Raw genomic sequence first — 22,237 nt, forward strand, 5'->3', positions numbered from 1 at the left:
CAATCCTTTACGGAAGTACAATCTCTTTATTTTCTTTAGATTCTTTATAGAGAATAATGACATTTCCAATCACTTGCACGAGGTTGGCCTTTGCGCCTTTAACCAATGCCTGAGCGACGTCTTCCTTGCTTTCCTCGCAATTTTGCAGGATGCTGATCTTGATTAACTCACGCGCCTCAAGTGCATCTTCAATTTGCTTGACCATATTACTGTTGACTCCGCCTTTTCCTACTTGAAAAATAGGCTGAATCGGATTTGCTTTTGAACGTAAAAAACGTTTTTGTTTACCTGTTAACATAATTTCCTCCCAATTTCTCGATCACGATCGTTTCCATCAGTTCGATGTCTGGCTGCATACCTGTCCACTTCTCAAAAGAAAGAGCACCTTGAAGAACCAGCATGGACACTCCGTTGTCAATAATTGTTCCCCGCTTCTCACCTTCCTGCAAAAAAGCAGTTTTATACGGGTTGTATATGATATCGGAGAGCACTGTACCCGGTGCAAGATGAAGGAGATCGATAGGAGTGCTCCCATCATTCTTCATTCCGATAGACGTCGTGTTAATTACGATTTGAAAATCTGAAAGAACGGCAGCTGCTTCTTGTAAGCTTATCACCTTGTCATGCTCTCTCAAACACTCTTTTTGAATATCTCTTGCTTTTTCCATCGTCCGGTTAGCAATGACGATGGATTTAGGAGCCGTTTGCGCCAGAGCATAACCAATGGCTCTAGATGCCCCGCCTGCTCCAATAATAAGAACCTTCGCTTGCTCAATAGGAAAATGGACATGCCGCATTAATCCTTTTACAAAACCGGCCCCGTCCGTATTGTATCCAATCAGCTTTCCGTTCTCATTCACCACCGTATTTACGGCTCCGATCTTTTTAGCCTCGTCCGAAATTTCGTCCAGATAAGGCATAATGGTTTGTTTATGCGGAATCGTCACATTCCAGCCTGCAAAACCCTCTGTTCTCATATTGTAAACTGCCTCTTCCAAACGATCAGGATGAACTTCATATTTGTCATAATAAAAAGGAAGCCCTGATTTTTGGAAAGCTGCGTTATGCATCTCCGGTGACATGGAATGGCTGACAGGATATCCAATTAGACCGACTAATTTTTTCATTTTGATCACTCCCGGCTATATGAGTGAAGGCCTCAATGTTACCGCAACGCCTTCAGGTGCATAAGCTGCGATTTGAGCGCCCGGTTCTTTAACCGACACCCATCCAAGTCCAGAAAAGACAACATCAGTATCTTTATCTTTGATCTTAAATTCATGTCTTCTGAGCGGCGGCAGATTCTCCGCTTCTGAAGGAGGCGATAAAAGATCACCCAGGTGGTTCTTGTATAGTTCATCCGCCTTTTCAAGCTTGGTTCTATGAATGGTTAACTCATTGGAAACGTGGCAGACAAATGATCTTCGTCCCCCACTGATGTAATCAAACCTGGCCAGTCCGCCTAAAAATAAAGTCTGGCCTTCATTTACCTGATAAACCATCGGCTTAATCTCTTTTTTGGGCATGATGATTTTCAATTCATTCTTCCCGACAAAGTGAGCCATCTGATGATGGTTGATGATTCCCGGGGTATCATACAGTGCTGTTTCAGCATCAAGTGGTATATCGATCAAATTCAGTGTTGTACCAGGAAAGTGAGAGGTTGTGATAATATCATCCTTCTCTGTTCCAAGCTGTTTGATCAGACCATTAATGAAAGTGGACTTTCCTACATTGGTACAGCCGACAACGTAGACATCCTTGCCATCTCTCAGTTCATCAATCCGTTCAGCTACGTTCAACAGGCCGGTGCCTTTCGCTGCAGAAACAAGGTGTACTTCTTCTGCCTTTACACCAAGTTCCTTTGCCATAGTTGACATCCATTGAGTCATCCTGTTTTTATTGACCGATTTTGGAAGCAAATCCACCTTGTTTCCTACAAGTATAAGCTTATTGCGTCCAATGTAGCGGTGTATACCAGGAAGCCACGAGCCGTTGAAATCAAAGATATCTACAATTTTGACGACAAGGGCATCTGTTTCTCCAATGCCTGACAAAATTTTCCGGTAATCGTCATCGGTAAGACTGACATCTTGAATCTCGTTATAATGCTTAAGACGGAAACAACGCTGGCAGATCACAGCATCCCTTTTTAAACTGGACGGCGGTGCATAGCCTAGCTCGTCCTTATTTTCGGTCTGAATGGGTGCTCCGCATCCAATACACTTAATTTGTTCCTTCAATCTTATTCCTCCCAGTTAAGCATGCCTTTCCTTTTCATCCATGATAAAATCATTCTTTCAATTTTCCTGTTTACTCTTGTCCATAGACCATCGGTGCTTGCCACAGGTACAACCATGATCGTATGGAGATCCAGCCGATTCCCGCCAAGGACATCCGTCAGGAGCTGATCGCCGATAACTACAATTTCTTCTCGTTGAAGTTTCATATCGCGAATAGCCCGCTTGAATGCACGGGACATTGGTTTTCTGGCACTATAAATAAACGGGATTTTAACAGGATCGGAGAAGCTGCTCACACGCTGCTGCGTGTTATTTGAAACAATGGTAATTAAAATTCCCTTCTCTTTAAAAGAGCTAAACCATTTTAAAAGTTCAGGAGTAGCTTCCGGCCGATCCCATTCAACCAGGGTATTATCCAGGTCTGTAATGATCCCTTTTACATTTCGTTTCACTAGCATTTCAGGGGTTATATCAAAAATGCTCTGGACATGTTCATCCGGCAAAAAATTTTTTAACATGCTGGACACCTCTATACTATTCATTCAGATTACACTTTTACATTGTACCAGTTATTCGACGGGTAACAACTTTTTTATTGTTTTCAGTTACATTTGCCTGGAAAGGATGCATCCTTTTAAAGAAAAGTTTTCGACAAAATGTTCGCATTCCGACAATGTGGATAACTTTATTAACATTGTTCCTCTATGCAATGAGCAGAATTTTCTGTCTTATCTACAGTCTACCCACAAGTTATCCACCAAACGTTGTGGATAATCGAACGATTGTTCTGTTTCATGTTTCATGTTAAGCTGATTTTAGAAAACTACCAGAACATATAGTTTATGCGGATCTATGAGAAATCATGACACATACAGCGATGAAAATGCATCAATATGCATTAAAAACAGGAGGTGAACATGCCACCCGATTGGCATCTCACTTATGGAAAACTTATCGGACGAACTGTTGATCGAATCTTATTTTAAAGCGAAAGAACTTCAATTAAGTACAGACTTTATTTCATTAATTCAAAAAGAGATCGAACGCAGATCACTTCAGACCCGTCTCAGCACTCACTTTTGGAAAGCCCATCACTAAAAAATGGGCTTTTTTTTATGTTTTAATAGTAGGCATGTTTTCTTGAAATGATACAGTGTTCTATTCCAAAGTCTTACCTTTTTTTATTTTTCTATTAAATAGGAAGAAACAGAAACAGGGACTTATTTCCAATCATCCCCTTTCCAATTTTATAAAATTAACATATAATGATAAGAATCAAATATATTTCATTAACAGTGAATAATATTAATACACAAGTACTCTTTCCATTCAGATGAAGAAAGGTACAGGGAGCGATGTGATGTTATGTCCATGATTGCAAGAGAGCGGGTTGACTCTACAGTTAAGAAAATGAAAGGCCAAACGGCCAACGTTCTTACGCTGATCAACCTTTCACTAGGTGCTCTCGCTTTGATGTTTATTTTTAAAGATGATTTAAAAGTTGGCTTTATTCTAATTTTTCTAGCTGGCCTTTTTGACAGATTTGATGGTATGGTTGCACGGAAATTAAACATAGAATCAGAATTTGGTAAGCAGCTGGATTCACTTTGTGACTTAATTTCCTTCGGGATTGCACCTGCATTCTTGCTGTATCAGGGCTCTCTTTTCAATTTTGGGGTTCCCGGCATTATTTTTACCATTCTATTTATCGTGTGTGGAGCGATCCGTCTGGCACGATTCAATATTACCGAATTCAACGGTTCCTTCGTTGGTGTTCCAATCACAGTGGCAGGATGTATCATCGCCATGTGCTATCTTCTTATCCCTTTTGTTCCAGGATATGTTTTTATGTTTTTCATCATCGCTTTTGCTTTTCTAATGATCAGTTCGATCTCCATCCAGAAACGGTAATTAAAAACCATGGCCGACTTGGGCCATGGTTTTGTTGTGGCTTATTATTTTGTCAGGTCAAGAAATTCCTTCACATCTTCCATTGCAACCTCTATGCCCTTTTTCCAGAACGCCGGTTTGGTTACATCTTCATTCAAGTGTTTCATCGCCAATTCTTCGACCGTCATGCTTGCCGTGTCTCTGAGAAGAGCGATGTACTTCTCTTCGAAACTGCTGCCTTCTATTTTGGCAATAGCATAAATGCAGGCACTGAACAAATACCCAAACGTATATGGGAAATTGTAAAATGGAACGTCGGTAATATAGAAATGAAGCTTTGAAGCCCAGAAATATGGATGATAGCTTTCAAGAGAGCCGCAGAAGGCTTCTTTTTGTGCTTCAGCCATCAGTTCATTCAAACGCTCAACAGGTACAAGCCCTTTTTTGCGCTCTTCATAAAATCTTGTCTCAAACAAGAACCGGGCATGAATGTTCATAAAAAAGGCTACAGAGCGCTGTGCTTTATCTTCTAGCAGGGCAATCTTTTCTTCTTTTGTTTTCGCATTCTTTACTGCAGCATCTGATACGACCATTTCAGCGAAAGTAGACGCAGTTTCTGCGACATTCATCGCATAGTCAGTAGCCAGATAAGGCATATCTTCCATTACATATGAGTGGAAGGCATGGCCAAGTTCATGTGCTAGAGTAGAGACATTGCTTGGTGTGCCCGAAAACGTCATGAAAATTCGTGTTTCGTTCTTTACTGGGAAACCAGTACAGAACCCACCAGGCCTTTTACCTGTACGGTCCTCAGCTTCAATCCATTGCTTTTCAAACGCTTGTTTTGAGAACTCTGCCATCTTAGGGCTGAAGGACTGAAACTGCTCGACAATAAAGTTGGCCGCTTCATCATAGCTCATTTTGCTGTCGGCACTTGATAACGGTGCATCAACATCGTGCCAGCTTAATTTATCCAAGCCAAGGAGAGAAGCTTTTCTGTCCAGGTAGGACACGAAAAGACCTTTATTCTCTTCGATTGCCTGCCACATGGCGTTCAGCGTATCAGCGGACATGCGGTTGATATCAAGCGGTTCTTTCAGCACTTCGTCCCACTTGCGATGCTTATATAGGCTGTTTCGGAATCCTGCAATATGATTTAAAGCTTCTGCACAATAATCACCCTGCTGATCCCATGCTTCCGTATATTTAGCGAAAACCGTTTCTCTTTCCTGCCTGTCCGCACTAGTCATCCGGTTTTCTGCCTGGCCGACAGAAAGCGTTTCCTTCTTGCCGTTCAGTTCTACCTCGATGCCGATTTTCCCTACGACTGTGTCATAGAGGGTAGACCAGCTATGATATCCATCCACGGCCAGGTCATTCATCAAAGCTTCTTGTTCATAAGACAATTTTTGAGACGCTAGATTACGTCTCTCATTTAAAGAAAATGCAATGCTGGACAAATATTCGCTTTGAAGGGCTTCGTTCCACTCTTCATCCGGAATTTCAGCCATCTTATTATCAAGAAGCACCAGAATGGTAGTGTAGGCCGCATTCATAGACTCGAGCTTTCCGCGAAGATTTAAAGCCTGTTTGTCATTAACATCTTGAGCAGCAAGACACCCAACATAGGATATACATTCATTCAATAAGGCAGCTGTTTCTTGAACATCCTTCACGATCACCTGAAATGATTCCTTTGAAAATTGAAAGTCTTCTACCTTTTTGTTTAGAGCCGCAAGCTGTGCTTCAATGCTGGAGATAGCAGATAAAAGCTCTTCCGATCGGCTTCCTCCGCTGAATATAGAATCCAAATCCCAGCTCTCGCGCAATCCCTGTAATAACATGGTAATCCCCCTTGTAAATAAAGTATTCGATCTTTTTCCATTATAATGAAATTCCCAATAAAAATCGACTATTTAGTTTATTTAAAATAAAAAAACTCTTCTCCCGTACAGGAAAAGAGCAAAAAACCTATTCTGCGATGCAAAGATACATGAAATAGACTAATGTCAGGATCATAACTGCAAATAACAAAACTTCCTGCATATTCCGCAGCCTCCTTATGTATATTTCTTACTTCATCTATTCCCTTTAATAATAGGTTCAATCCTAATTCCTGTTTTCCTTTTTAATTAAATTGTAAATTTCTTACTATTTCGTTATATTTCAAGAGAGCTTGCTTAATTCATTTTTTTAAAGGGGGAGCACATTGAAAAGGAAAAATAAAAATTTTCATGCTGCCGGTATTATCCTTACTCACCATCCTCTCGATGACACTTGTCCAGAACTTAAAAAAGGAGCGTTCACTCCCCGATCCACATTGGAGCCGCTCCGTATCTTTGCCTCTCGTTACCAGTGAAAAGCAAATTGCCTTCACTGAAGTAAAAAACGGAAAGTATCAACTCTATCTAGTGGGTGTCCGAGAAACGAAGCATGAATGACAAATTGCCTCTTTCTCCGCTTCAGCTGTCCGGAAAACGATGATCTGGCTTGACTTTGCCGGAGAAGAAAAACAAAATGAAGACCTCTACACGTTAAAAGGAACTACGACTGATCCAAAAGAAATTGAGATCCGCCGAACTTTGACCAAACAAGATTGGATCAACGCTTGTTATTCTACCCTGATGTCTGTCATCTTCTTCTTTCTCATGCTGGTCACTGCATTAGTCTGGGTCGTACCCACGATTATTTTTCTATTCATTATGTATATAGTAAATACCAATCGATAAGCCTGCTTCCTTTTTTATTTCTTATTTGTTGCATTTTCCTGATTACTCGCATATATTATAGTCAAATCTCAAAAAGTTGAACAAAGGAAACTTTTTAACCTGAAGGACACCCTGTGACCTATTTTGCAAGGAAGGTGAGCAACAATGAATAGTAAAGCACTGGCTGCTGCTATCCCTAAGAAGGGTAAATTTCGCAGAGCGTTTCCTTTTCTTGGACCAGCGTTTCTTGTGAGTGTCGGCTATATCGACCCTGGTAACTGGGCAACCAACATTGAAGGCGGCGCCACGTTTGGCTATACGCTGTTATGGGTTCTCCTGCTTAGTAATTTAATGGCGATTCTTTTACAGATTACAGCTGCCAAACTCGGAGTAGCTACAGGGAAATCATTGGCAGAAAACTGCCGCCAGCATTTTTCAAAGCCGGTTGCTGTTTTTTTATGGATAACAGCAGAACTTGCTGCCATGGCTACCGATCTTGCGGAGTTTCTCGGTGCTGCACTCGGGATCTATATACTTCTTGGAATCCCTTTATTTCCAGCCGCATTAATCGGAGCTGCTGTTACATTTGGAATCTTGCTTCTTCATAAGTATGGATATCGTTTCATCGAACAGATCATACTGGCTTTCGTGTTAGTCGTAGCCGCTGTTTATATCATGGAATTATTTTATGCTAAACCAGATTTTGCCCAAGTAGGCTATCATATGGTTGTGCCTCAACTTAATTCAGCCAGCATCTTAGTGGCCATCGGTATGCTCGGTGCGACCGTGATGCCGCATAATATCTTTCTTCACTCTTCGGTAGTGAAAAATCGTTTGAAGAAGGACCAGCCAAAACATAATCATCGCGTATATAAGTTTGCCATCGTAGATTCCCTTCTTGCTTTGAACATTGCCTGGTTCATTAACTCGGCCATGATCATTGTCGCAGCTGCAGTCTTTTTCAAAAATGGAGTGAGCGTCAAATCGATTGAGGATGCCTATTCAACGCTTACTCCTCTGCTTGGCGGGTTTGCCAGCCTTGCTTTTGCGATCGCGCTGCTCTCAGCCGGCCTATCGTCCTCAGTAACAGGAACAATGGCAGGACAGTATATATTGGAAGGATTCTTGAATGTTAAACTGCCTATCTGGGTTAGAAGGGTTGTAACGATGATTCCCGCTCTTATCATCATTGGGATGGGAATTGATACGTGGAAAGCACTCGTTGTCAGCCAGGTTGTGCTCAGCATGCAGCTGCCGTTTACGATCATTCCGCTTATCATGTTTACACGCAATAAAAAGATTATGGGCAATTATGCGAATCGTCCATTGACGAACGTTTTATTATGTATTGTAGCCACACTCATTATCTTTTTGAATGCCCTTCTGATTTACCAGACATTCGGCGGGAATTTCTAATAAACAAGAAACAAGCCAGCATAGACTGGCTTGTTTTATTTCGCTTCATTATAAGAACTTGCTGATAATAATGGCAATAACACCCAGGAGGTTCTTTAATTTAGACCCGGCAGATTTGTGAAATAAATGAATGCCCGAAAACAGATGGGAAAATGCTTGCTTATACCCTTCTGCTTTTCAATCGGCGCTTCAATCACAACCTACAACAAATCAATAAACATCGGCTAACAGAGCTTTAACAAAAATAAAAGTACTGAGTCCATTCTCTGGCCAGCACTTTTATTGTATTTAATTAATAGGAGGGCTTTTCTTTCTGCCCCTGCTGCCGGCTTCTGTAAAATTCATGAAACAGTTTCATTAAGGCCCGCTTTTCAATCCTTGATACATAGCTCCTGGAGATTCCCAGCATTTTCGCGATCTCCCGCTGTGTTTTTTCCTTCTGAAGATCCAGTCCGAACCGACCGACGATGACTTCTTTCTCCCGATCATCCAAAACATGAATGTAATCATAGATTTTCTTTTTCTGCATTTTCAGCTGAATGGCATCGACGACATCCTCGGTTTCCGCTTTCAGGACATCAATCAAGGTGATTTCATTGCCTTCCTTATCGGTACCGATCGGATCATGAAGAGAAACATCTTTCTTGGTCTTCTTTAACGCACGCAAATGCATAAGAATCTCGATTCTAATGTCATTACATTGCGTTAGATATTACCAGTTAGAACGTATAAATTTGAATACTGTCTTTATATATCCTGATCTCTTTTACAACATGGCGTATTAGGGATTTTTTATCTTCAAAGCTTAACTCCTCTTTTCCCTTTGAGAAGTAAAATTCTGCAGCCTCCTCCAATAACTTTTTCCCGTATATATGCTGTTCACTACTTTTCTTCTTCGCTCCCAGTTCATCTAAATCCTTTTGCAAACGTTTTTCTTTTTCTTTTAGCTCTTTTAGTGATTGTTTTACCTCTTCTTCCGAAAGATCCAATCCTTGAGTAAATAATGCTAGCAAACGTTTCTTACCGGTTTTCACCTTTTTTATTTCAGATTGCAGCCTGTCAATTTCAATTTCTTCAAAATGGACAGATTTTTCTTCCCCTTCTCTTTCAGTCGCTGCTGCAATTTCCTCTGGTGTATTTAACCATTCTAAAATCGTCTCCCACACTTCTTCATCTAATTTGGGAACATAGACTTTTCTGCCGCAACCTGGATTTTTTGCACCTGAGGTATTCTTTTTATCGGTATAAATAAAAACGGTCTGTCCCCAGTTTTTAGTTTTAACGCCAACCATCGTATTGTTGCAATCACCACAGCGTAATAGCCCGCTTAATAGATATTCATTCTTACTTTTTTTAGCCCATCTTCGCCTTGACTCAGTTAACAGGGTTTGAGCATGCTCAAATATCTGTTCTTCAATGATGGAAGGACATTCGATTCGTATCCATTCCTCTTTTGGACGAACAGTCATTGGGACACGGTCTTCTTTAAACTTATACTTGTTCCCTAGCATACCTTCTGTGTTCCAACGGTTTTGATAAAACTCTCCCGTATACACTCTGTTCATCAGTAGCTGCCGAACCACCTGGCGATGCCATACTTTTGCGCCCCTTTTGGTAGGTATCCCTTTGCTCGTTAAATATTTTGCAATACCATTGATGCCTTCAACCATCGTATTCGGCTGGGTAAACAGATCAAATATGAGATGTACGACTTTTGCTTCTTCTTCATTTATGACGATTTTCCCATGTTCTTTATCATAATCATATCCGTAAATCTGAAAGTTCCGTAAAACTTTGCCTTGCCGGGCTTTTTCTTTTCTCCCCCGGCTCATCCGTTCGTTAATTTTTGCTTTTTCAAATTCCGCAATGGCTCCGCGCATACTATAGAAGAGGTTGCCTTCAGGAGTCTTCGTATACTCTCCATTGACAAAAACGAGCTGCACTCCCCGTTTTTCAATTTCATCTGTAATAATTAACTGATTCATTAACTTTCTGGAAAGCCGGTCAGGATCTAAGCATATGACTTTAGTGATCAACCCTTCTTTAACGTCATTTCGTAATTTAGTCAAAGCGTGCCGATCAAGGATTTCTCCAGAAACTCCTCGGTCTACATACTCCATCACTTCATCTGTCTTTGCCTTCTTTCTGCATTCCTTGATCTGATCCTCCAAGCTGAAGCCCTTCTTTACCTGCTCCTCTGTACTCACCCTTGCATAGATCGCGATCATTGAGCTTCTCCCTTCTGTACTTATCTTTAAGATAAGAGTAGCAAGAATACCTGATTTTGTCAGTAGAAGTTCCTTCAATGATTTTGATATGCACCTCGCATCACCTCTATAGAAGGTATGCTGTTACGGCTTGGTTACTTTCTAAAGTCTTATAGGGCCATATGAAAACCCCTCAAACCCAATAGTGTAAGGAGTTAAAAATGGTTTGAAGGTTCCAATGTGGACCCTGTGTACGGAACATATCTCACCCTTTTTTTTCTTTTCAAAATATGTCTAAAATACTGTGATATCAGCTTTTTAAATTTATTGTTTTCAAGATATTTATTATCTTTTTAAATTATTTTGGTCCAATTTTGGTCGGAATTTTGGTCCATCATACTACTTTAATTGCTAATTTATGTTTTTGAAAATTTCAAATAACTACACACGTATTTTATGTTAGATTGTTATTTACACCATTTCAGGACATTCATTTATAAAGGAGCAAGTTATCTATAAAAAAGAAAAAAGAAGCGTAAAAGAAAAACAGAAGGGTTAGTTAGAACTCCTTCTGGGAATTTTAAAACTGGACATTTACGGTAATTTATAACCTACCTTGACACTTTCCATGCTTTCCTACCTAGTTACCATTTTTAGCAAAATAACAGTTTTTACTTTTTTTACTAAAATTCATATATAAGGTCATCTATCATACCGTTTTAATCCTTCAACCACCGCTTAGATAAAAACCTCTCATGAAGTTCTATTAATTGAATAAGATATATAGAATACTCTCACACTCTTATTAAGGAGATAGACTCATGAAATATAAATGGAGTGACATGACAAATCGTGAAAAAAATATGTTATTAAGTAATAAAGTTTTAGAACTAGAATGCTTTTCCACATTAGAAGGTAAACATTGGTATGAGAAACATTACCAACTTGGCAATTGGCATTACACCACAAACTTACATGATGCAATGGATCTATCTAAGAGAATCATAAAAGATAATTTAGAGATGGTTATTTATTATTCCAATCAGAAATATCAGTGTCAAATTAATCATAAACATGATAATCGTTCTAATTTAGGAGCAGCGGTATCAACTTCTCTTTCCGAATCGATTTGTCTTGCTGTATTGAAATATAAAAAGGTCAATATTGAATTTTAATTAAAGGATGCTATATTTTATACACGTATTTGGTGTTTAAACTCTAGATTCATATTCACCATATCCAGTAAAATGGATATGTGAGTAGTTAATACCAAAATTTTTCATTTTGTGAACTATTAAATTTTCTAGATTTTCATCACATGTAGTAAAGAACAGTTGGTCAAAAAATCGATTTTCCTCTTTTTCATTAGAAAGTTCTGTACGAAGTAAATCAATAAAAGAAAGAATATTAAGGTCATCCATTGTTTGGATAGGGTCGTCCATAAAATAGCATTTGAAAACATTATTTTTTTGTCCCATAGCCACTGTTAAGAAAATTGAAAGAGCTACAACAGATAATTGACCAGCACTTAATATATTTGTAGCAGAAACTTCTTCATTGCTAATGGTTGCCATTAAACTTGCTTTAGTTTTTGTAGTACCATCCATGATTAAATTAATTTCTTCTATATTGGTATGGCGGTTTATCCTTCTATATATTTGTTGTAAAGGTGAACGGATTTCTTCTACCATCTGCCTATCCCATTGTTTCCTTTTTTTCTTTAATTCTAGGGATATCTCTTTTAAAGCTTTTAATTCATTCTGTTTTTTCATAAGTAGTTCTTCATGTTGATTCAAAATCTTTTTTCTTTTGTCTAGGTCAGAATGAGATTCCTTTAATATTTTATCATTGACAAGATTTGTTTCAATTTCATCTAATATAGTTAGCTTTTTAATTATTTTTTCAATTTTTATACTATCAATGGTTACTTGATTAGGTAGTTGTTCTGTTTTTTTTCTGTACGACTCCTTGAACTTTAATAAACTTTCTATTTTTTCTATTGTATCTAAAGACACAAACTCATCTCGATTCATTAAACCTTCACTAAATTTGCTAGGAACGGGATCAAGTTCACCCTTTTCATTTATAAGTAAGTCCAATATAGAAGTCTCTAAAACATAAAATTCGAGATCATCCAAAATCCGACTTTCTAATTCACGTCTCTTATTTTGTATTATTTCATCATTTACTTCGTGGTAGTTTAACTTAAATGAAGAACAAGCACTCTTAAATTTTTTCGTTTTATCAAAATTTGTTAATAAATTATTTAAAGATATGATTTTTGTGTCAATTGAGTTCAATAAATACTTTACAAATTGATTATAAATAACATTGATATGTTCTTTTTGTTCGTTGGATGATTTTTGAAGGTTTGATCTTTTAGAATCAACTTCCCCAAGAATTTTCCTAGCATTCCTTACAAGTTCATTACTTTCAATAGGAAATAATTCTTTACTTCCACAAAGAGGACAAACTTCTTGTCCATCTTCACGTAACTTGAAAAATCCCTGTGAATGATCTATTAACGATCTTAATGCATTAATTGCATCGTCTGAACTCTTAAAACCCTCAAGCTGGTTTACTAGACTTTCTAAATTTGAGTAATATTCAACTATAGTTGCAAAAGTGCTAAGTTCTCGGTCGTTTTTATCTAAAATAATCGAAGAGATAGCTTTAAGTTTTTCTACCCCTTCTTTTGATGAATTCTTAAAGCTAGATACCTCTCTCTTATAACCTTCTTGAATATTCTTATCGTATACTAAATTTTCAATTGTTTTCCCTTGTATACTTATCAGTTCTTCTCTCAACAGTTTAAAAGGATTTTCAACCTGTTTATTAAAATCTTGTAGCTCTTTTTGATTACGTAACTGATTTAGATATGTATCTACTTCTTTATATGCTGCTTTCTTTTCTTTAAGATATTTAAATTCTTTAAACATGAATATTTGTTTCTTAATACGAACAATTTTATCATGAAAATTTGTATCAATACTTAGTAAATCTTGCGGAAATACTTCTTGATTATAAAATTGTTCTTTTGGGTAATCTTTAATATTAATTGAGACATCTCCGCTTTTATTTCTTTCTTCCAGCAATTCTTTTTGTTTTTTTTCTGCCTCAATATACATACCCTTGGCAATATCAAAATTAGGTTTAAACTCTTCTATTATTTGATTATTTAATTGTTCTACCAACCCTTTTCTATTATTCTTTCCAGGATATCCGTCCAAATTATAAATAATTGTCTCAACTTCCTTTGTGCCTCCAAAAAAAGCTGAAAACATATCATAAATGTCATTTCTGCTTTTTTCATATACTCTTATGTTTTTCTCATATGAACTAGTGTATCTTTCATAAAATTCTTTAGATATCGATTGATTTAGAATGTAATCAATTGTATTCTTCTCCTCAATGTTTTTGCCATTAACTTTAAAAATAGTGTTTTCAGGAAAAAAACCGTTACTTTCATTGTCTCCCATATATATTCTCTCTATTTCAAGATCATTGTTTAGATAAACAATATCCATAAGGACACTTACTTGTTTTTTTGACCCATTATGCCGTAGTAGACACTTCTGCATTTTCTTATTTTTTTCTTTTCTAATTTCATAGTCCTCAACAACCCTTTGGATGGAACCAGTCATACACCACTCCATTGCATCTAACAATGAAGTTTTTCCGTAGCCATTTGGACCACCTAATAAAATTAAACCCTTCATGCTTTCTTTTTGATGAAAAAATGAAAACTCTTGTTGCTCATATCCTCTAAAATTTTGGATTTTTATACCTTTAATAAAAAAACCATTATTCATCAGATTTTCCCTCCTTTAATTCAAGGAGATTTAGAACCGTGTCTAGATTCAATTCTTCGTTCTCTTTAACTAACTCGTTATACAGATTTTTATTAACTACTGTTTTTACTTCTTCAATTAAACTATCTTTAATTGATTTAGATTGAGTTAATTCAACTTTTATAGGGAAAGATGGAAGTAATGAAATTTCTTTTTTTATAAAAATATCCTTAGAGCTTGAAGTATCCATAACAATTTTTCTACACGTATATTTATTTCTTTCTAGTCCTACAAGAAACCTTACGTCACTCTTATCAATACAATCAGTTTGCAAAGGACAAAGCAGAAGCAAATTTATATTGTATTTCAATGGATTTCGATTAGGGAGTACTTGAATGAATGCTAATATAATATTTTCAAACTCTTCAATTTCTTCTTGAGTAAAAGGTGTATTTTTCTCCTCAATAAGGTATAATTCGGTTTCAATTCTATTAATGTAAATGTTCTCGAATGGTAAAATATCTTCGACGTTGTTTTTAATAATTTCTCTATTAAATTTCTTTTTTTCATATCCATTTGATGTTAAAAAATCTTGAACTATTTCTAATTTCAACTATTATCTCCCCTTATAAAACAACCATCGACAAAGATGTTTGGAACTGTATTTATTTTTTCAAATTTATTACGGGACAAACAACCCATACATTGCACGTGAAAATGATCATCTTCAACTTCACAAAAAGTCAATCGTTTACGCTCTTCTCTTGGTAGAGTAATATCTATTTCATAATTCAAGTTCCTAGAAGCATTAAAATCATCATCATCATGACCCATATACCAGACATCTGGTCTTATGTCTTTAAGTTTCAATCTAGGAAGGAAGTGTCTTAAGCAAGCATAAAAGCTTTCACCATATATATCCCCTGTAATAACTCCGATTCCTCTTGTTTCATCTGGATATTTAAAAAGCCATGCTTTTTCATTTATTTTAAACCAATCTTCTAAACTTCCAATTCCATTTTCTTTTGCCTCATGAAAATAAAGGATTTTTGCTAACTTACTGAGAAAATTAGCAATCGGACTACTACATGTAAGAAACTCCATGAACTCTTCGGAACTATTATGTGTAAAATTTTTTAATTCTTTTGGTGCAATAGACTTTAAAAAAGAACAACGAAGTTCGTTTTCTATTAGTTTTTCCTTTAAAAAAGGTTTTATGACATGGTTATAGATTATTTTATAACTTTCAGTCACTGTATCATCAAAACCCATATCAAATTCTATGTCTGATAAATTTGAGTCCACAACAGAGAAAATAAAATCAATTATCTTCTGAGTATAGAAATCATTCATCTCATAAGGAACCCCGTGGAAATAAGACTTTAGAGACTCAAAAGTTAAATCAAGACCATTTTGACCATCTTCTATAAGTTTAGTAATAGCTGCGCCATATAAAAACTCTGGTGTATATCCATCCTTTAAATCACCAAAATACGAATGAAGTTTCATTTTAAGTTCATCTGAGATTTCTTTATGACTTTTAGTAGCTTTGAAGCGTGCAATCTTATAGAATTCTTCTCTATTTTGGTCGGTATCTATTCTAGTTTCACAAATTTTATCCCATACATTATGTTTTGGGATTTTATCACTTCCATCTTTTTTCATTTTTTCTAATTCTTTTTTTCTTTTAATCTCATAAGAGTTAAAGGCAGACTCTAGTACTGTTTGGATATCTTTTTCCCCATTTGGGTCATATTGAAATATTATCGCTTTATAGGATGTTTCTTTATCGATTTTTAATTGTAAAAATTTAAGGTAATTGAGGTATAACCATAGTACAGCATCATAATACTTTGAATCAGTTACACCTTTTGAATGATGCTTTATTTGAGCAACTCTAATATGGCTTTTATCTTTTGTATGACAGTATTTTACGTAGTCTTCAATAGTCTCAACTTTATATATTGCAGGAGAAAGCTCTTCTTCAAATGCATCTTTTTCTGTACCTTCTGTAAGTATATGTAAAAGTGTCAATTCAAACTGATAAAAATATCCTACAATTGAATGGAAGGCATCTCGATTTTGATTATCTCTGTGAATCCCATCTATAATATCGTTTAATAGAACTGTCATGTCCACACCTTTTTTAACTAAATTTTACAATAATATGAATTTTATAACAATCAATATAAATATAATAGAATTTGTAATGTGTTAAAGTCGATGACAAAAACACCTAGATAGCCGGAATAAAATCCTTATTTAAAATACAACCATAGTTTTGAGAGGAGTTATGGTTCATGATAACCAGAGGAGATTTTTTCAAAGATTTGTTTAAATAAGGAATGTCTATACATTATTTGTCATTGAGTGGTAAGAAGAATGTCATTGATGGTACATTTCATTGGCCGGAATCATTTAGCAACGGCGTTAGGCTTGAAGGCATGTGAACAAGGAATGGATGTGCGCTTTTACCGGGTTGCCGATCTGGTTGGAAATTTAGAAGACGTATTAAAACAAGGAAAATTACAGCGATTAATGAGGCAAATTGAGAAATGTGACCTACTGATATTGGACGAGTTAGGATATGTCCCTTTTCAAAAGGAAGGTTCAGAGCTGCTTTTTCACATCATAGCAGACTGTTAAGAAAAGAAAAGCGTAATTGTCACTTCCAATCTTGAATTTGGACAATAGAATCGCATCTTTGGCGATAATCGACTAACTTCAGTTTTAGTGGACAGACTTATTCATCACGCTCATGTCGTGGCATTTACAGGTGAAAGTTTCAGGCTGAAAAATGCCCCTTCATCTGTAAAATCACAAAATAAAAACTTAGTTTAAAAAGAGAGTTTGCAAGTCTATGCATATTTCGCTGCAACTCTCTCAGTATTTTCTGCTTGCAAAAAACATGTAGGATGGTGTTTATTATGGTGAACGTTTATTAGACGAGATCAAACTGTTAGCATATACCGGTGGAAAGACCATTTTAGAAGACTACATAAAACCCTTTTGAGATAATACTCCTTCTTTTAATCTACACACTTTTTAAAATATAAACAAAACCCCTCGATACATATTATCAAGGGGTTTTACTCTTAATACATGCCTTGATATTGTTCACGTTCAAAGGGTGTACCTGAGTGGAAACAGATACTATGTGTTTTTAAAACATAATTAAGTGATAAAACCCTATAAAATCAATACTTTTATAAAATATGTGTGTATTAAAATATATCAAAGGTGATACTTTGGTGGATAAAATGTGGGTGGTTTGGTGGGTGAAAATTTATCTATAAATACGTTCCCTAATTCTTCTTCAAACGTACCCTGTCGAAAACTTTACATATCAAAATTTATTCTGCCCCCAAAGCTTTAAACACTGCATCCTCCGGGGATTGATAAAAGCTGATTTGAAACTTTGCGAATAATTCTGCTGGTACTGATGGAATATCTACAGCGGATGTCATTGGAAGTAATATTTTCTTGGCACCACTATCAAAACAAACTTGAAGTACATTTGCTAGTTCTTCTACTTTATTTATTGTGCCACTTATACTTAGAGATCCTAATACGGCCATTTGGCTCTGTACAGGCTTATGAATGGCCCCTGAACACAACGCTATGAATGAAGCTAGTGATAGCTCACTCGTTAATCCAATACCGTGTATATCTTGAATATGCATCAGATAGTCTTTCAAGGTTGTACTGATCGTGCCACTTATATTTTTACTATTAGCCTTAAAATATCTGAATGATGTATCTATGCTTTCTTTTGCTTCTCGGTCCGATCCAAGTCCAGTTCTTTCAAATTTACCGTTTCCACTAACAACCTCAGTTTCAATTTTAAAAGTGCCAACCATACCTGATTTACCACGTGCAACAGTGTAAATGTGTCCAGGCTTACCCAATCCTTCTGGTATAATTTTGCCGCCGCCTTGTTCAGGAACAGAAACGAATTCCTCAATCATTGTTTCACTGTTAATATAAGAGAAATTAACATCATAGAATTCCATTCCGCCAATTTTCTTTAACTGCTCTTTTACGCGTCTTCTACCAATCAAAGCATACCTAAGGACTTCTTCTACTTCTTCTACGGTGAATTCGCCATTAGGATATAATAGTTTTATCATACCTGATACAGTCTTTCTAACGGCGATAACATCACGTTGATTTAAATTGTTTCCGAAACGAAAATATCTTTCTGCAACATCCGAGAATGATCGCTTCCTCATTTCTCGGAAAAATTCTGCTAAATAATCGACTATAAAACCATAATCATTTGTTAGAAATTCAGGTCGCATCTTTGGGACTTCCCACCCTGGGAGATAGTAATGCATTCGATCAAAAAATGCCGCATCGTAGGCCATGGCTTCAGGAAACGGGTCAAAAAGGTGAGATGTTTTTAAAAGCACATCCACACTTTGATTGATGTTTCCGACAAACACCATCGAAGCATTTGCATTTTTTTCTTCTCGCCCTCTGGCAAAAGAACCTGAAGCCATATAATCTTTCATAATTTGAATTCCGTCTTTATCTTTAAATGTGATACCTGCCACTTCGTCAAAAGCCACACAGTCCCACATACCAACTAGTCCAATTTGACGAGAGGACATATTGTAGAAAAGATTGGCAACTGTACTTTGGCCTCCGGAGACAAGAATTGAGTTCGGAGAAATTTCTTTATAAACGTGGGACTTTCCTGTTCCTCTTGGTCCCAGTTCGCACATGTTATAGTTATTTTCAACGAGTGGAACAAGACGAAGTAACATATGCCATTTTACATTCTCTTGAAGTTGAGTAGGTTCCATCCCAATTGATCGTATAAGAACATCAATCCATTCATCTTTTGTGAAATTTATTCGTTGGTTAAATAACTCTTGAAGATCCATCGTTGGCATCTGGATAGGAGTAATACTTTCAATACTGAAGGGGCTCGATCCCTTTTGTTCCTCATCATAAAAGTATTCCATTTTCAAAATGCACCAAATACCGCCTGCAAGTAACTTATCAAACTCTTTAACAAAATGAGATGATATAGCCACGCCCTTTAATCCTAGATTAGAAAACTCAGCTTCATAAACGTCTTTCTTTTCATTTAGTTTTACTGTAATTTTATCAATAACCGTATAACGGCCCAGCTCTTTAATCTTAGACTTTACCTTTTCAGCTTCATCCGGACGCACAAAATTGTCAGATAAGATCTTCTTGACCATTTCAACTCCATCATTAATGCTTTTCTCATCATTAGTAGCACAATACATCCCTAACAAATATTCTAAAACATAAACAGGAACATTCGCTCCTTCTTTGATCTTTTTCGTTAGATCTTTTCTTACAACCTTACCTGCAAAGTATTCATTTAACTTTTGATTTAAATCCTCCATTATCTCAACCCCACATTTCTCCTAAAAACCAAAATCATTTGAAATAGCAATATCAATTGTAAAAGGTATTTTGTCATAAACATTCTCAACTGACTCTTCTTCATCCTCCAAAATGAGATAATACTTCATTGCCTTATCGTATGTCATGTTTTTAAATACAAATTTTTCTTTATAAGTTCTCTCTTCTGGCTTAGAAGACTTACTATCGGCAATGATGATATTTTCATTTGATATACGATTTCCTTCAATATCAGTAAAATATATCTTTAGTCGAAGTGGCTTTTTCTTATCTTCCACTTTATCCGTTTGGAAGAAGTCTAAATAAGCAATCATGTTGGTGATTTTTCTTGAAATACTAGTTAATTTCACTTCCGCTTTACTTAAATCATTTTTGCCTGATCGGTCATTTTTGAACTTAATTACAGGTATTACATTTTCTTGTAACATTGCGCCACCATGTACATAATTTGCACCTGCACCTTTAACTGCAAAACGATTAGAGCCTCTTGGGACTGTCACATATTTTTCGTTATCATACAAAAGGTATCTCATGGAAAATTTCATCGTACCTTCAAGATCAGGTTTGTAATCCGATAAAATAAAGCGTCTTTTCTCAATTATCGCACCATCCATATTTTTGACGATTTTATCACTTTCTTGAAGTCGATCACGATTATAGATAAAACCATGGTCAGCCGTTATGACCATATTAGAAGCACTAACACTATTGACTAAATGGTTTATTAATGAGCTTATCTCTTGAAAAGTATCTTCAACAGCATTAAATACCTCTCTTTCAGTTGCTGCATGGTCCCCTCTAGCATCGATAGAATTGTGATAAATATAAATAAGCTTCTTACCAGAAACAGCTTCACGCAGTTCCTGACGATTCATTTCGATAATATCTTTATATTGAAGAGCTAATGAATCATTTACATACCTTTGTAAGATGGAGTTTCGGTTATCTGTACCAGAAGCCCTTATTCCATCAACTATTACTTGTCCATCTTCATATGAAATTTGTTTATGAGGTAAAAGAGCAGCCATACCAAGGTCTGTATAGGATGGTAGGACCCCCTGCATCGAACTGATTTCAGTAGAACCTTTTCGTTCTTGATTTAATAGTTCACTTAATTCTTTTGCTGCTTCAAATCGAAGGGCATCCGAAATAATTACAAAAACTCGTTCACCTTTTCCTAGGTATGGTTGGATGGTTGTCTTATAAAACTCAAATTGTTGGTCCATTCCAGGAATTGCCCAATGTTCCATTAACTCATTATCAATTGCATCACACCATTTAATCGAGAGTTCATCTGTAAACCAATTCGTATAGGTATTTTCAACTTTCTCTTTTAATGATGATAACCGTTCCTTATTTTGGAGTTTATCGTATGCAACATAAAACTTACGATACGCTGTATCAATCTTATAATAATCTTCACTGTATGCTTTAAACATTTCGTAAGGACTTTGTTGCCGAATAAAAAAGTCCAGTTCATATGCAATTTTGAGCAAATTAATTGCATGAATTAATGATTCATATTCATATTTAAATTCAGGATACCAGTGTAGTGTACGCCGTTTCGCGATCGTATCTATGTATACATCATACTGATGGATGTTGTTATTTAGTTGAGTAGAAATATAGTTGATTATCTTCTCATCAAAGATTTGAAAAGCATCTGTATTTATATAGTCCTTCATTTCCCACTCATCAACATAGTCATTTACCTTGACCATATTCTCAATCAATATTGACATCTTATTGTATTCGAAACGGTCAGTCTTATTATTCATAAACTGATTCATAAGGATTATACAATTTGTTGGTCGGGTCGAAATATACTTTGTCCACGTTTTTGGAATCGGAGCCTCTAAAGTGGCCGAAATATTAGATAGAGTGAAGAAAATGAGCAAAGTTTGAATGGAACGTTGTTCTAATGAATAGTTATAATGTTTCTCCACCAATGTCCAAAAACTTTCCTCATCACCGAACTTTTGAATGTTTTCCCAAGCATTTTTCCTTTCGTGATTCAGTTCTCTAAACAAGACTTTAATCACTTCATCTAGATTATTGAGATGGCTCTTACACAAAGCTGATAGAACTGCTATATCAATTACTTCATCTGTATATTCTTGGATATAATAAGATTGAAATATAGAATAGCGCTCTTTATTATTGAAAAACTTTGTATACTTCTTAAAAACGGGACGTAGCGAATCATTCGTTACATTCAAATCTCGCATAATTACCGTGATTTTATCTGTGGCAAATTCTAAACTATATTTATAAATATCTAGAAACCAATCCTCTTTTGGTGATGGTTTAGACATGTTTGCATAGATTAAAAAATGTGAATCTGAATCCTTTTTCTCCAGTTCGAATTTTGTTGCAAATAAGTTACTTTCTGTTAGTTTCCATAACCTAATATTGTTGAGATTTAGGCCGTCAATATCTTCTAAAAACTCTCCTTCTTCATCATACCAAAATACAATATGACGCTTCTTTCCATCCGTTAATTCCTTATTAAACGTATCTTGTAGAACCCTCTTTACGTCCTTAAGATTCATATCACACCAACCTTACAGATTAAATTA

17 protein-coding genes and 2 pseudogenes are annotated in these 22,237 nt (G+C 36.2%); 7 read left to right on the plus strand and 12 right to left on the minus strand.

The window, feature by feature from the left end; translation table 11 throughout:
* Positions 1–7 precede the first annotated feature (7 nt).
* Genes yhbY through M1K46_RS11640 form a run of 4 tightly spaced genes read right to left on the minus strand, consistent with a single transcriptional unit; the run spans position 8 to position 2,761 of the window.
* Entirely contained in the window at positions 8–298 is a 291-nt protein-coding gene (gene yhbY, locus M1K46_RS11625) for a ribosome assembly RNA-binding protein YhbY (protein WP_053357809.1), read from the minus strand.
* Complete coding sequence (gene aroE, locus M1K46_RS11630; RefSeq protein ID WP_256226092.1) at positions 285–1,127, minus strand: shikimate dehydrogenase; 843 nt, start codon at positions 1,125–1,127, stop codon at positions 285–287. Before aroE ends, yhbY begins: the two co-directional genes overlap by 14 nt.
* 15 nt (positions 1,128–1,142) lie before the next feature.
* Complete coding sequence (gene yqeH, locus M1K46_RS11635) at positions 1,143–2,243, minus strand: ribosome biogenesis GTPase YqeH (protein ID WP_256226093.1); 1,101 nt, start codon at positions 2,241–2,243, stop codon at positions 1,143–1,145.
* A gap of 2 nt (positions 2,244–2,245) precedes the next feature.
* On the minus strand, positions 2,246–2,761 hold the full coding sequence (locus M1K46_RS11640) for a YqeG family HAD IIIA-type phosphatase (protein WP_062234812.1): 516 nt from the start codon (positions 2,759–2,761) through the stop codon (positions 2,246–2,248).
* A 424-nt stretch (positions 2,762–3,185) separates the two neighbouring features.
* Here M1K46_RS11640 and M1K46_RS11645 point away from each other — a divergent pair, with 424 nt between their 5' ends.
* Together M1K46_RS11645 and pssA are read left to right on the plus strand one after the other, a co-directional pair.
* On the plus strand, positions 3,186–3,341 hold the full coding sequence (locus M1K46_RS11645; RefSeq protein ID WP_053357805.1) for a sporulation histidine kinase inhibitor Sda: 156 nt from the start codon (positions 3,186–3,188) through the stop codon (positions 3,339–3,341).
* A gap of 273 nt (positions 3,342–3,614) precedes the next feature.
* Positions 3,615–4,154 (plus strand): CDP-diacylglycerol--serine O-phosphatidyltransferase, encoded by a 540-nt coding sequence (gene pssA, locus M1K46_RS11650; protein ID WP_062237009.1) that lies wholly within the window; start codon positions 3,615–3,617, stop codon positions 4,152–4,154.
* A gap of 44 nt (positions 4,155–4,198) precedes the next feature.
* Here pssA and M1K46_RS11655 read toward each other — a convergent pair whose 3' ends face one another.
* Positions 4,199–5,977: a M3 family oligoendopeptidase gene (locus M1K46_RS11655; RefSeq protein ID WP_256226094.1), complete on the minus strand. Its 1,779-nt coding sequence runs from the start codon at positions 5,975–5,977 to the stop codon at positions 4,199–4,201.
* Between the two features lie 365 nt (positions 5,978–6,342).
* On the opposite strand from M1K46_RS11655, the gene M1K46_RS11660 reads away from it, so the two are divergent.
* The 3 genes from M1K46_RS11660 to M1K46_RS11670 all read left to right on the plus strand — a co-directional run bounded on the left by M1K46_RS11660 (position 6,343) and on the right by M1K46_RS11670 (position 8,257).
* Entirely contained in the window at positions 6,343–6,492 is a 150-nt protein-coding gene (locus M1K46_RS11660) for a hypothetical protein (protein WP_156316361.1), read from the plus strand.
* A 121-nt stretch (positions 6,493–6,613) separates the two neighbouring features.
* Positions 6,614–6,862, plus strand: coding sequence for a hypothetical protein (locus tag M1K46_RS11665; RefSeq protein ID WP_256226097.1), 249 nt, complete (start codon positions 6,614–6,616; stop codon positions 6,860–6,862).
* Positions 6,863–7,006: 144 nt separating this feature from the next.
* Positions 7,007–8,257, plus strand: coding sequence for an Nramp family divalent metal transporter (locus tag M1K46_RS11670; protein ID WP_256226098.1), 1,251 nt, complete (start codon positions 7,007–7,009; stop codon positions 8,255–8,257).
* 292 nt (positions 8,258–8,549) lie between these two features.
* Here the strand turns inward: M1K46_RS11670 and M1K46_RS11675 are convergent.
* Together M1K46_RS11675 and M1K46_RS11680 are read right to left on the minus strand one after the other, a co-directional pair.
* A pseudogene (locus tag M1K46_RS11675) lies at positions 8,550–8,948 on the minus strand (sigma-70 family RNA polymerase sigma factor); the annotation flags it as partial.
* A gap of 28 nt (positions 8,949–8,976) precedes the next feature.
* On the minus strand, positions 8,977–10,485 hold the full coding sequence (locus M1K46_RS11680) for a recombinase family protein (protein WP_256226099.1): 1,509 nt from the start codon (positions 10,483–10,485) through the stop codon (positions 8,977–8,979).
* 800 nt (positions 10,486–11,285) lie between these two features.
* Here M1K46_RS11680 and M1K46_RS11685 point away from each other — a divergent pair.
* Positions 11,286–11,639 (plus strand): BC1872 family protein, encoded by a 354-nt coding sequence (locus M1K46_RS11685; protein ID WP_256226100.1) that lies wholly within the window; start codon positions 11,286–11,288, stop codon positions 11,637–11,639.
* Positions 11,640–11,675: 36 nt separating this feature from the next.
* Here the strand turns inward: M1K46_RS11685 and M1K46_RS11690 are convergent, their stop codons facing one another.
* The 3 genes from M1K46_RS11690 to M1K46_RS11700 are packed head-to-tail and all read right to left on the minus strand — an operon-like array spanning position 11,676 to position 16,388.
* Complete coding sequence (locus tag M1K46_RS11690; protein WP_256226101.1) at positions 11,676–14,276, minus strand: AAA family ATPase; 2,601 nt, start codon at positions 14,274–14,276, stop codon at positions 11,676–11,678.
* The gene (locus M1K46_RS11695; RefSeq protein ID WP_256226102.1) at positions 14,269–14,868 is read right to left on the minus strand and encodes an ABC-three component system middle component 1; all 600 of its coding nucleotides are present in this window, start codon (positions 14,866–14,868) and stop codon (positions 14,269–14,271) included. Before M1K46_RS11695 ends, M1K46_RS11690 begins: the two co-directional genes overlap by 8 nt.
* Entirely contained in the window at positions 14,865–16,388 is a 1,524-nt protein-coding gene (locus tag M1K46_RS11700) for a hypothetical protein (RefSeq protein WP_256226103.1), read from the minus strand. The genes M1K46_RS11695 and M1K46_RS11700 overlap by 4 nt, the downstream gene beginning before the upstream one ends.
* A gap of 273 nt (positions 16,389–16,661) precedes the next feature.
* On the opposite strand from M1K46_RS11700, the pseudogene M1K46_RS11705 reads away from it, so the two are divergent.
* Positions 16,662–17,096, plus strand: a pseudogene (locus M1K46_RS11705) (ATP-binding protein); the annotation flags it as partial.
* 512 nt (positions 17,097–17,608) lie between these two features.
* Here M1K46_RS11705 and brxL read toward each other — a convergent pair.
* Together brxL and pglZ are read right to left on the minus strand one after the other, a co-directional pair.
* Positions 17,609–19,639 (minus strand): protease Lon-related BREX system protein BrxL, encoded by a 2,031-nt coding sequence (gene brxL / locus M1K46_RS11710; RefSeq protein ID WP_256226104.1) that lies wholly within the window; start codon positions 19,637–19,639, stop codon positions 17,609–17,611.
* A gap of 21 nt (positions 19,640–19,660) precedes the next feature.
* Positions 19,661–22,210 carry a BREX-1 system phosphatase PglZ type A gene (gene pglZ, locus M1K46_RS11715; RefSeq protein WP_256226105.1) on the minus strand — a complete coding sequence of 850 codons (2,550 nt, stop codon included), beginning with the start codon at positions 22,208–22,210 and terminating at the stop codon, positions 19,661–19,663.
* Positions 22,211–22,237 lie beyond the last annotated feature (27 nt).

Origin of the sequence: Fictibacillus sp. WQ 8-8 (assembly GCF_024494405.1) — a bacterium.
Lineage (GTDB): Bacteria > Bacillota > Bacilli > Bacillales > Fictibacillaceae > Fictibacillus_C > Fictibacillus_C marinisediminis.

Coding starts and splice junctions, on each gene's coding strand:
- yhbY (WP_053357809.1), bottom strand. CDS start 298: ATGTTAACAGGTAAACAAAAACGTTTTTTACGTTCAAAAGCAAATCCG.
- aroE (WP_256226092.1), bottom strand. CDS start 1,127: ATGAAAAAATTAGTCGGTCTAATTGGATATCCTGTCAGCCATTCCATG.
- M1K46_RS11640 (WP_062234812.1), bottom strand. CDS start 2,761: ATGTTAAAAAATTTTTTGCCGGATGAACATGTCCAGAGCATTTTTGAT.
- M1K46_RS11645 (WP_053357805.1), top strand. CDS start 3,186: ATGGAAAACTTATCGGACGAACTGTTGATCGAATCTTATTTTAAAGCG.
- pssA (WP_062237009.1), top strand. CDS start 3,615: ATGATTGCAAGAGAGCGGGTTGACTCTACAGTTAAGAAAATGAAAGGC.
- M1K46_RS11655 (WP_256226094.1), bottom strand. CDS start 5,977: ATGTTATTACAGGGATTGCGCGAGAGCTGGGATTTGGATTCTATATTC.
- M1K46_RS11665 (WP_256226097.1), top strand. CDS start 6,614: ATGATCTGGCTTGACTTTGCCGGAGAAGAAAAACAAAATGAAGACCTC.
- M1K46_RS11670 (WP_256226098.1), top strand. CDS start 7,007: ATGAATAGTAAAGCACTGGCTGCTGCTATCCCTAAGAAGGGTAAATTT.
- M1K46_RS11680 (WP_256226099.1), bottom strand. CDS start 10,485: ATGATCGCGATCTATGCAAGGGTGAGTACAGAGGAGCAGGTAAAGAAG.
- M1K46_RS11685 (WP_256226100.1), top strand. CDS start 11,286: ATGAAATATAAATGGAGTGACATGACAAATCGTGAAAAAAATATGTTA.
- M1K46_RS11690 (WP_256226101.1), bottom strand. CDS start 14,276: ATGAATAATGGTTTTTTTATTAAAGGTATAAAAATCCAAAATTTTAGA.
- M1K46_RS11700 (WP_256226103.1), bottom strand. CDS start 16,388: ATGACAGTTCTATTAAACGATATTATAGATGGGATTCACAGAGATAAT.
- brxL (WP_256226104.1), bottom strand. CDS start 19,639: ATGGAGGATTTAAATCAAAAGTTAAATGAATACTTTGCAGGTAAGGTT.
- pglZ (WP_256226105.1), bottom strand. CDS start 22,210: ATGAATCTTAAGGACGTAAAGAGGGTTCTACAAGATACGTTTAATAAG.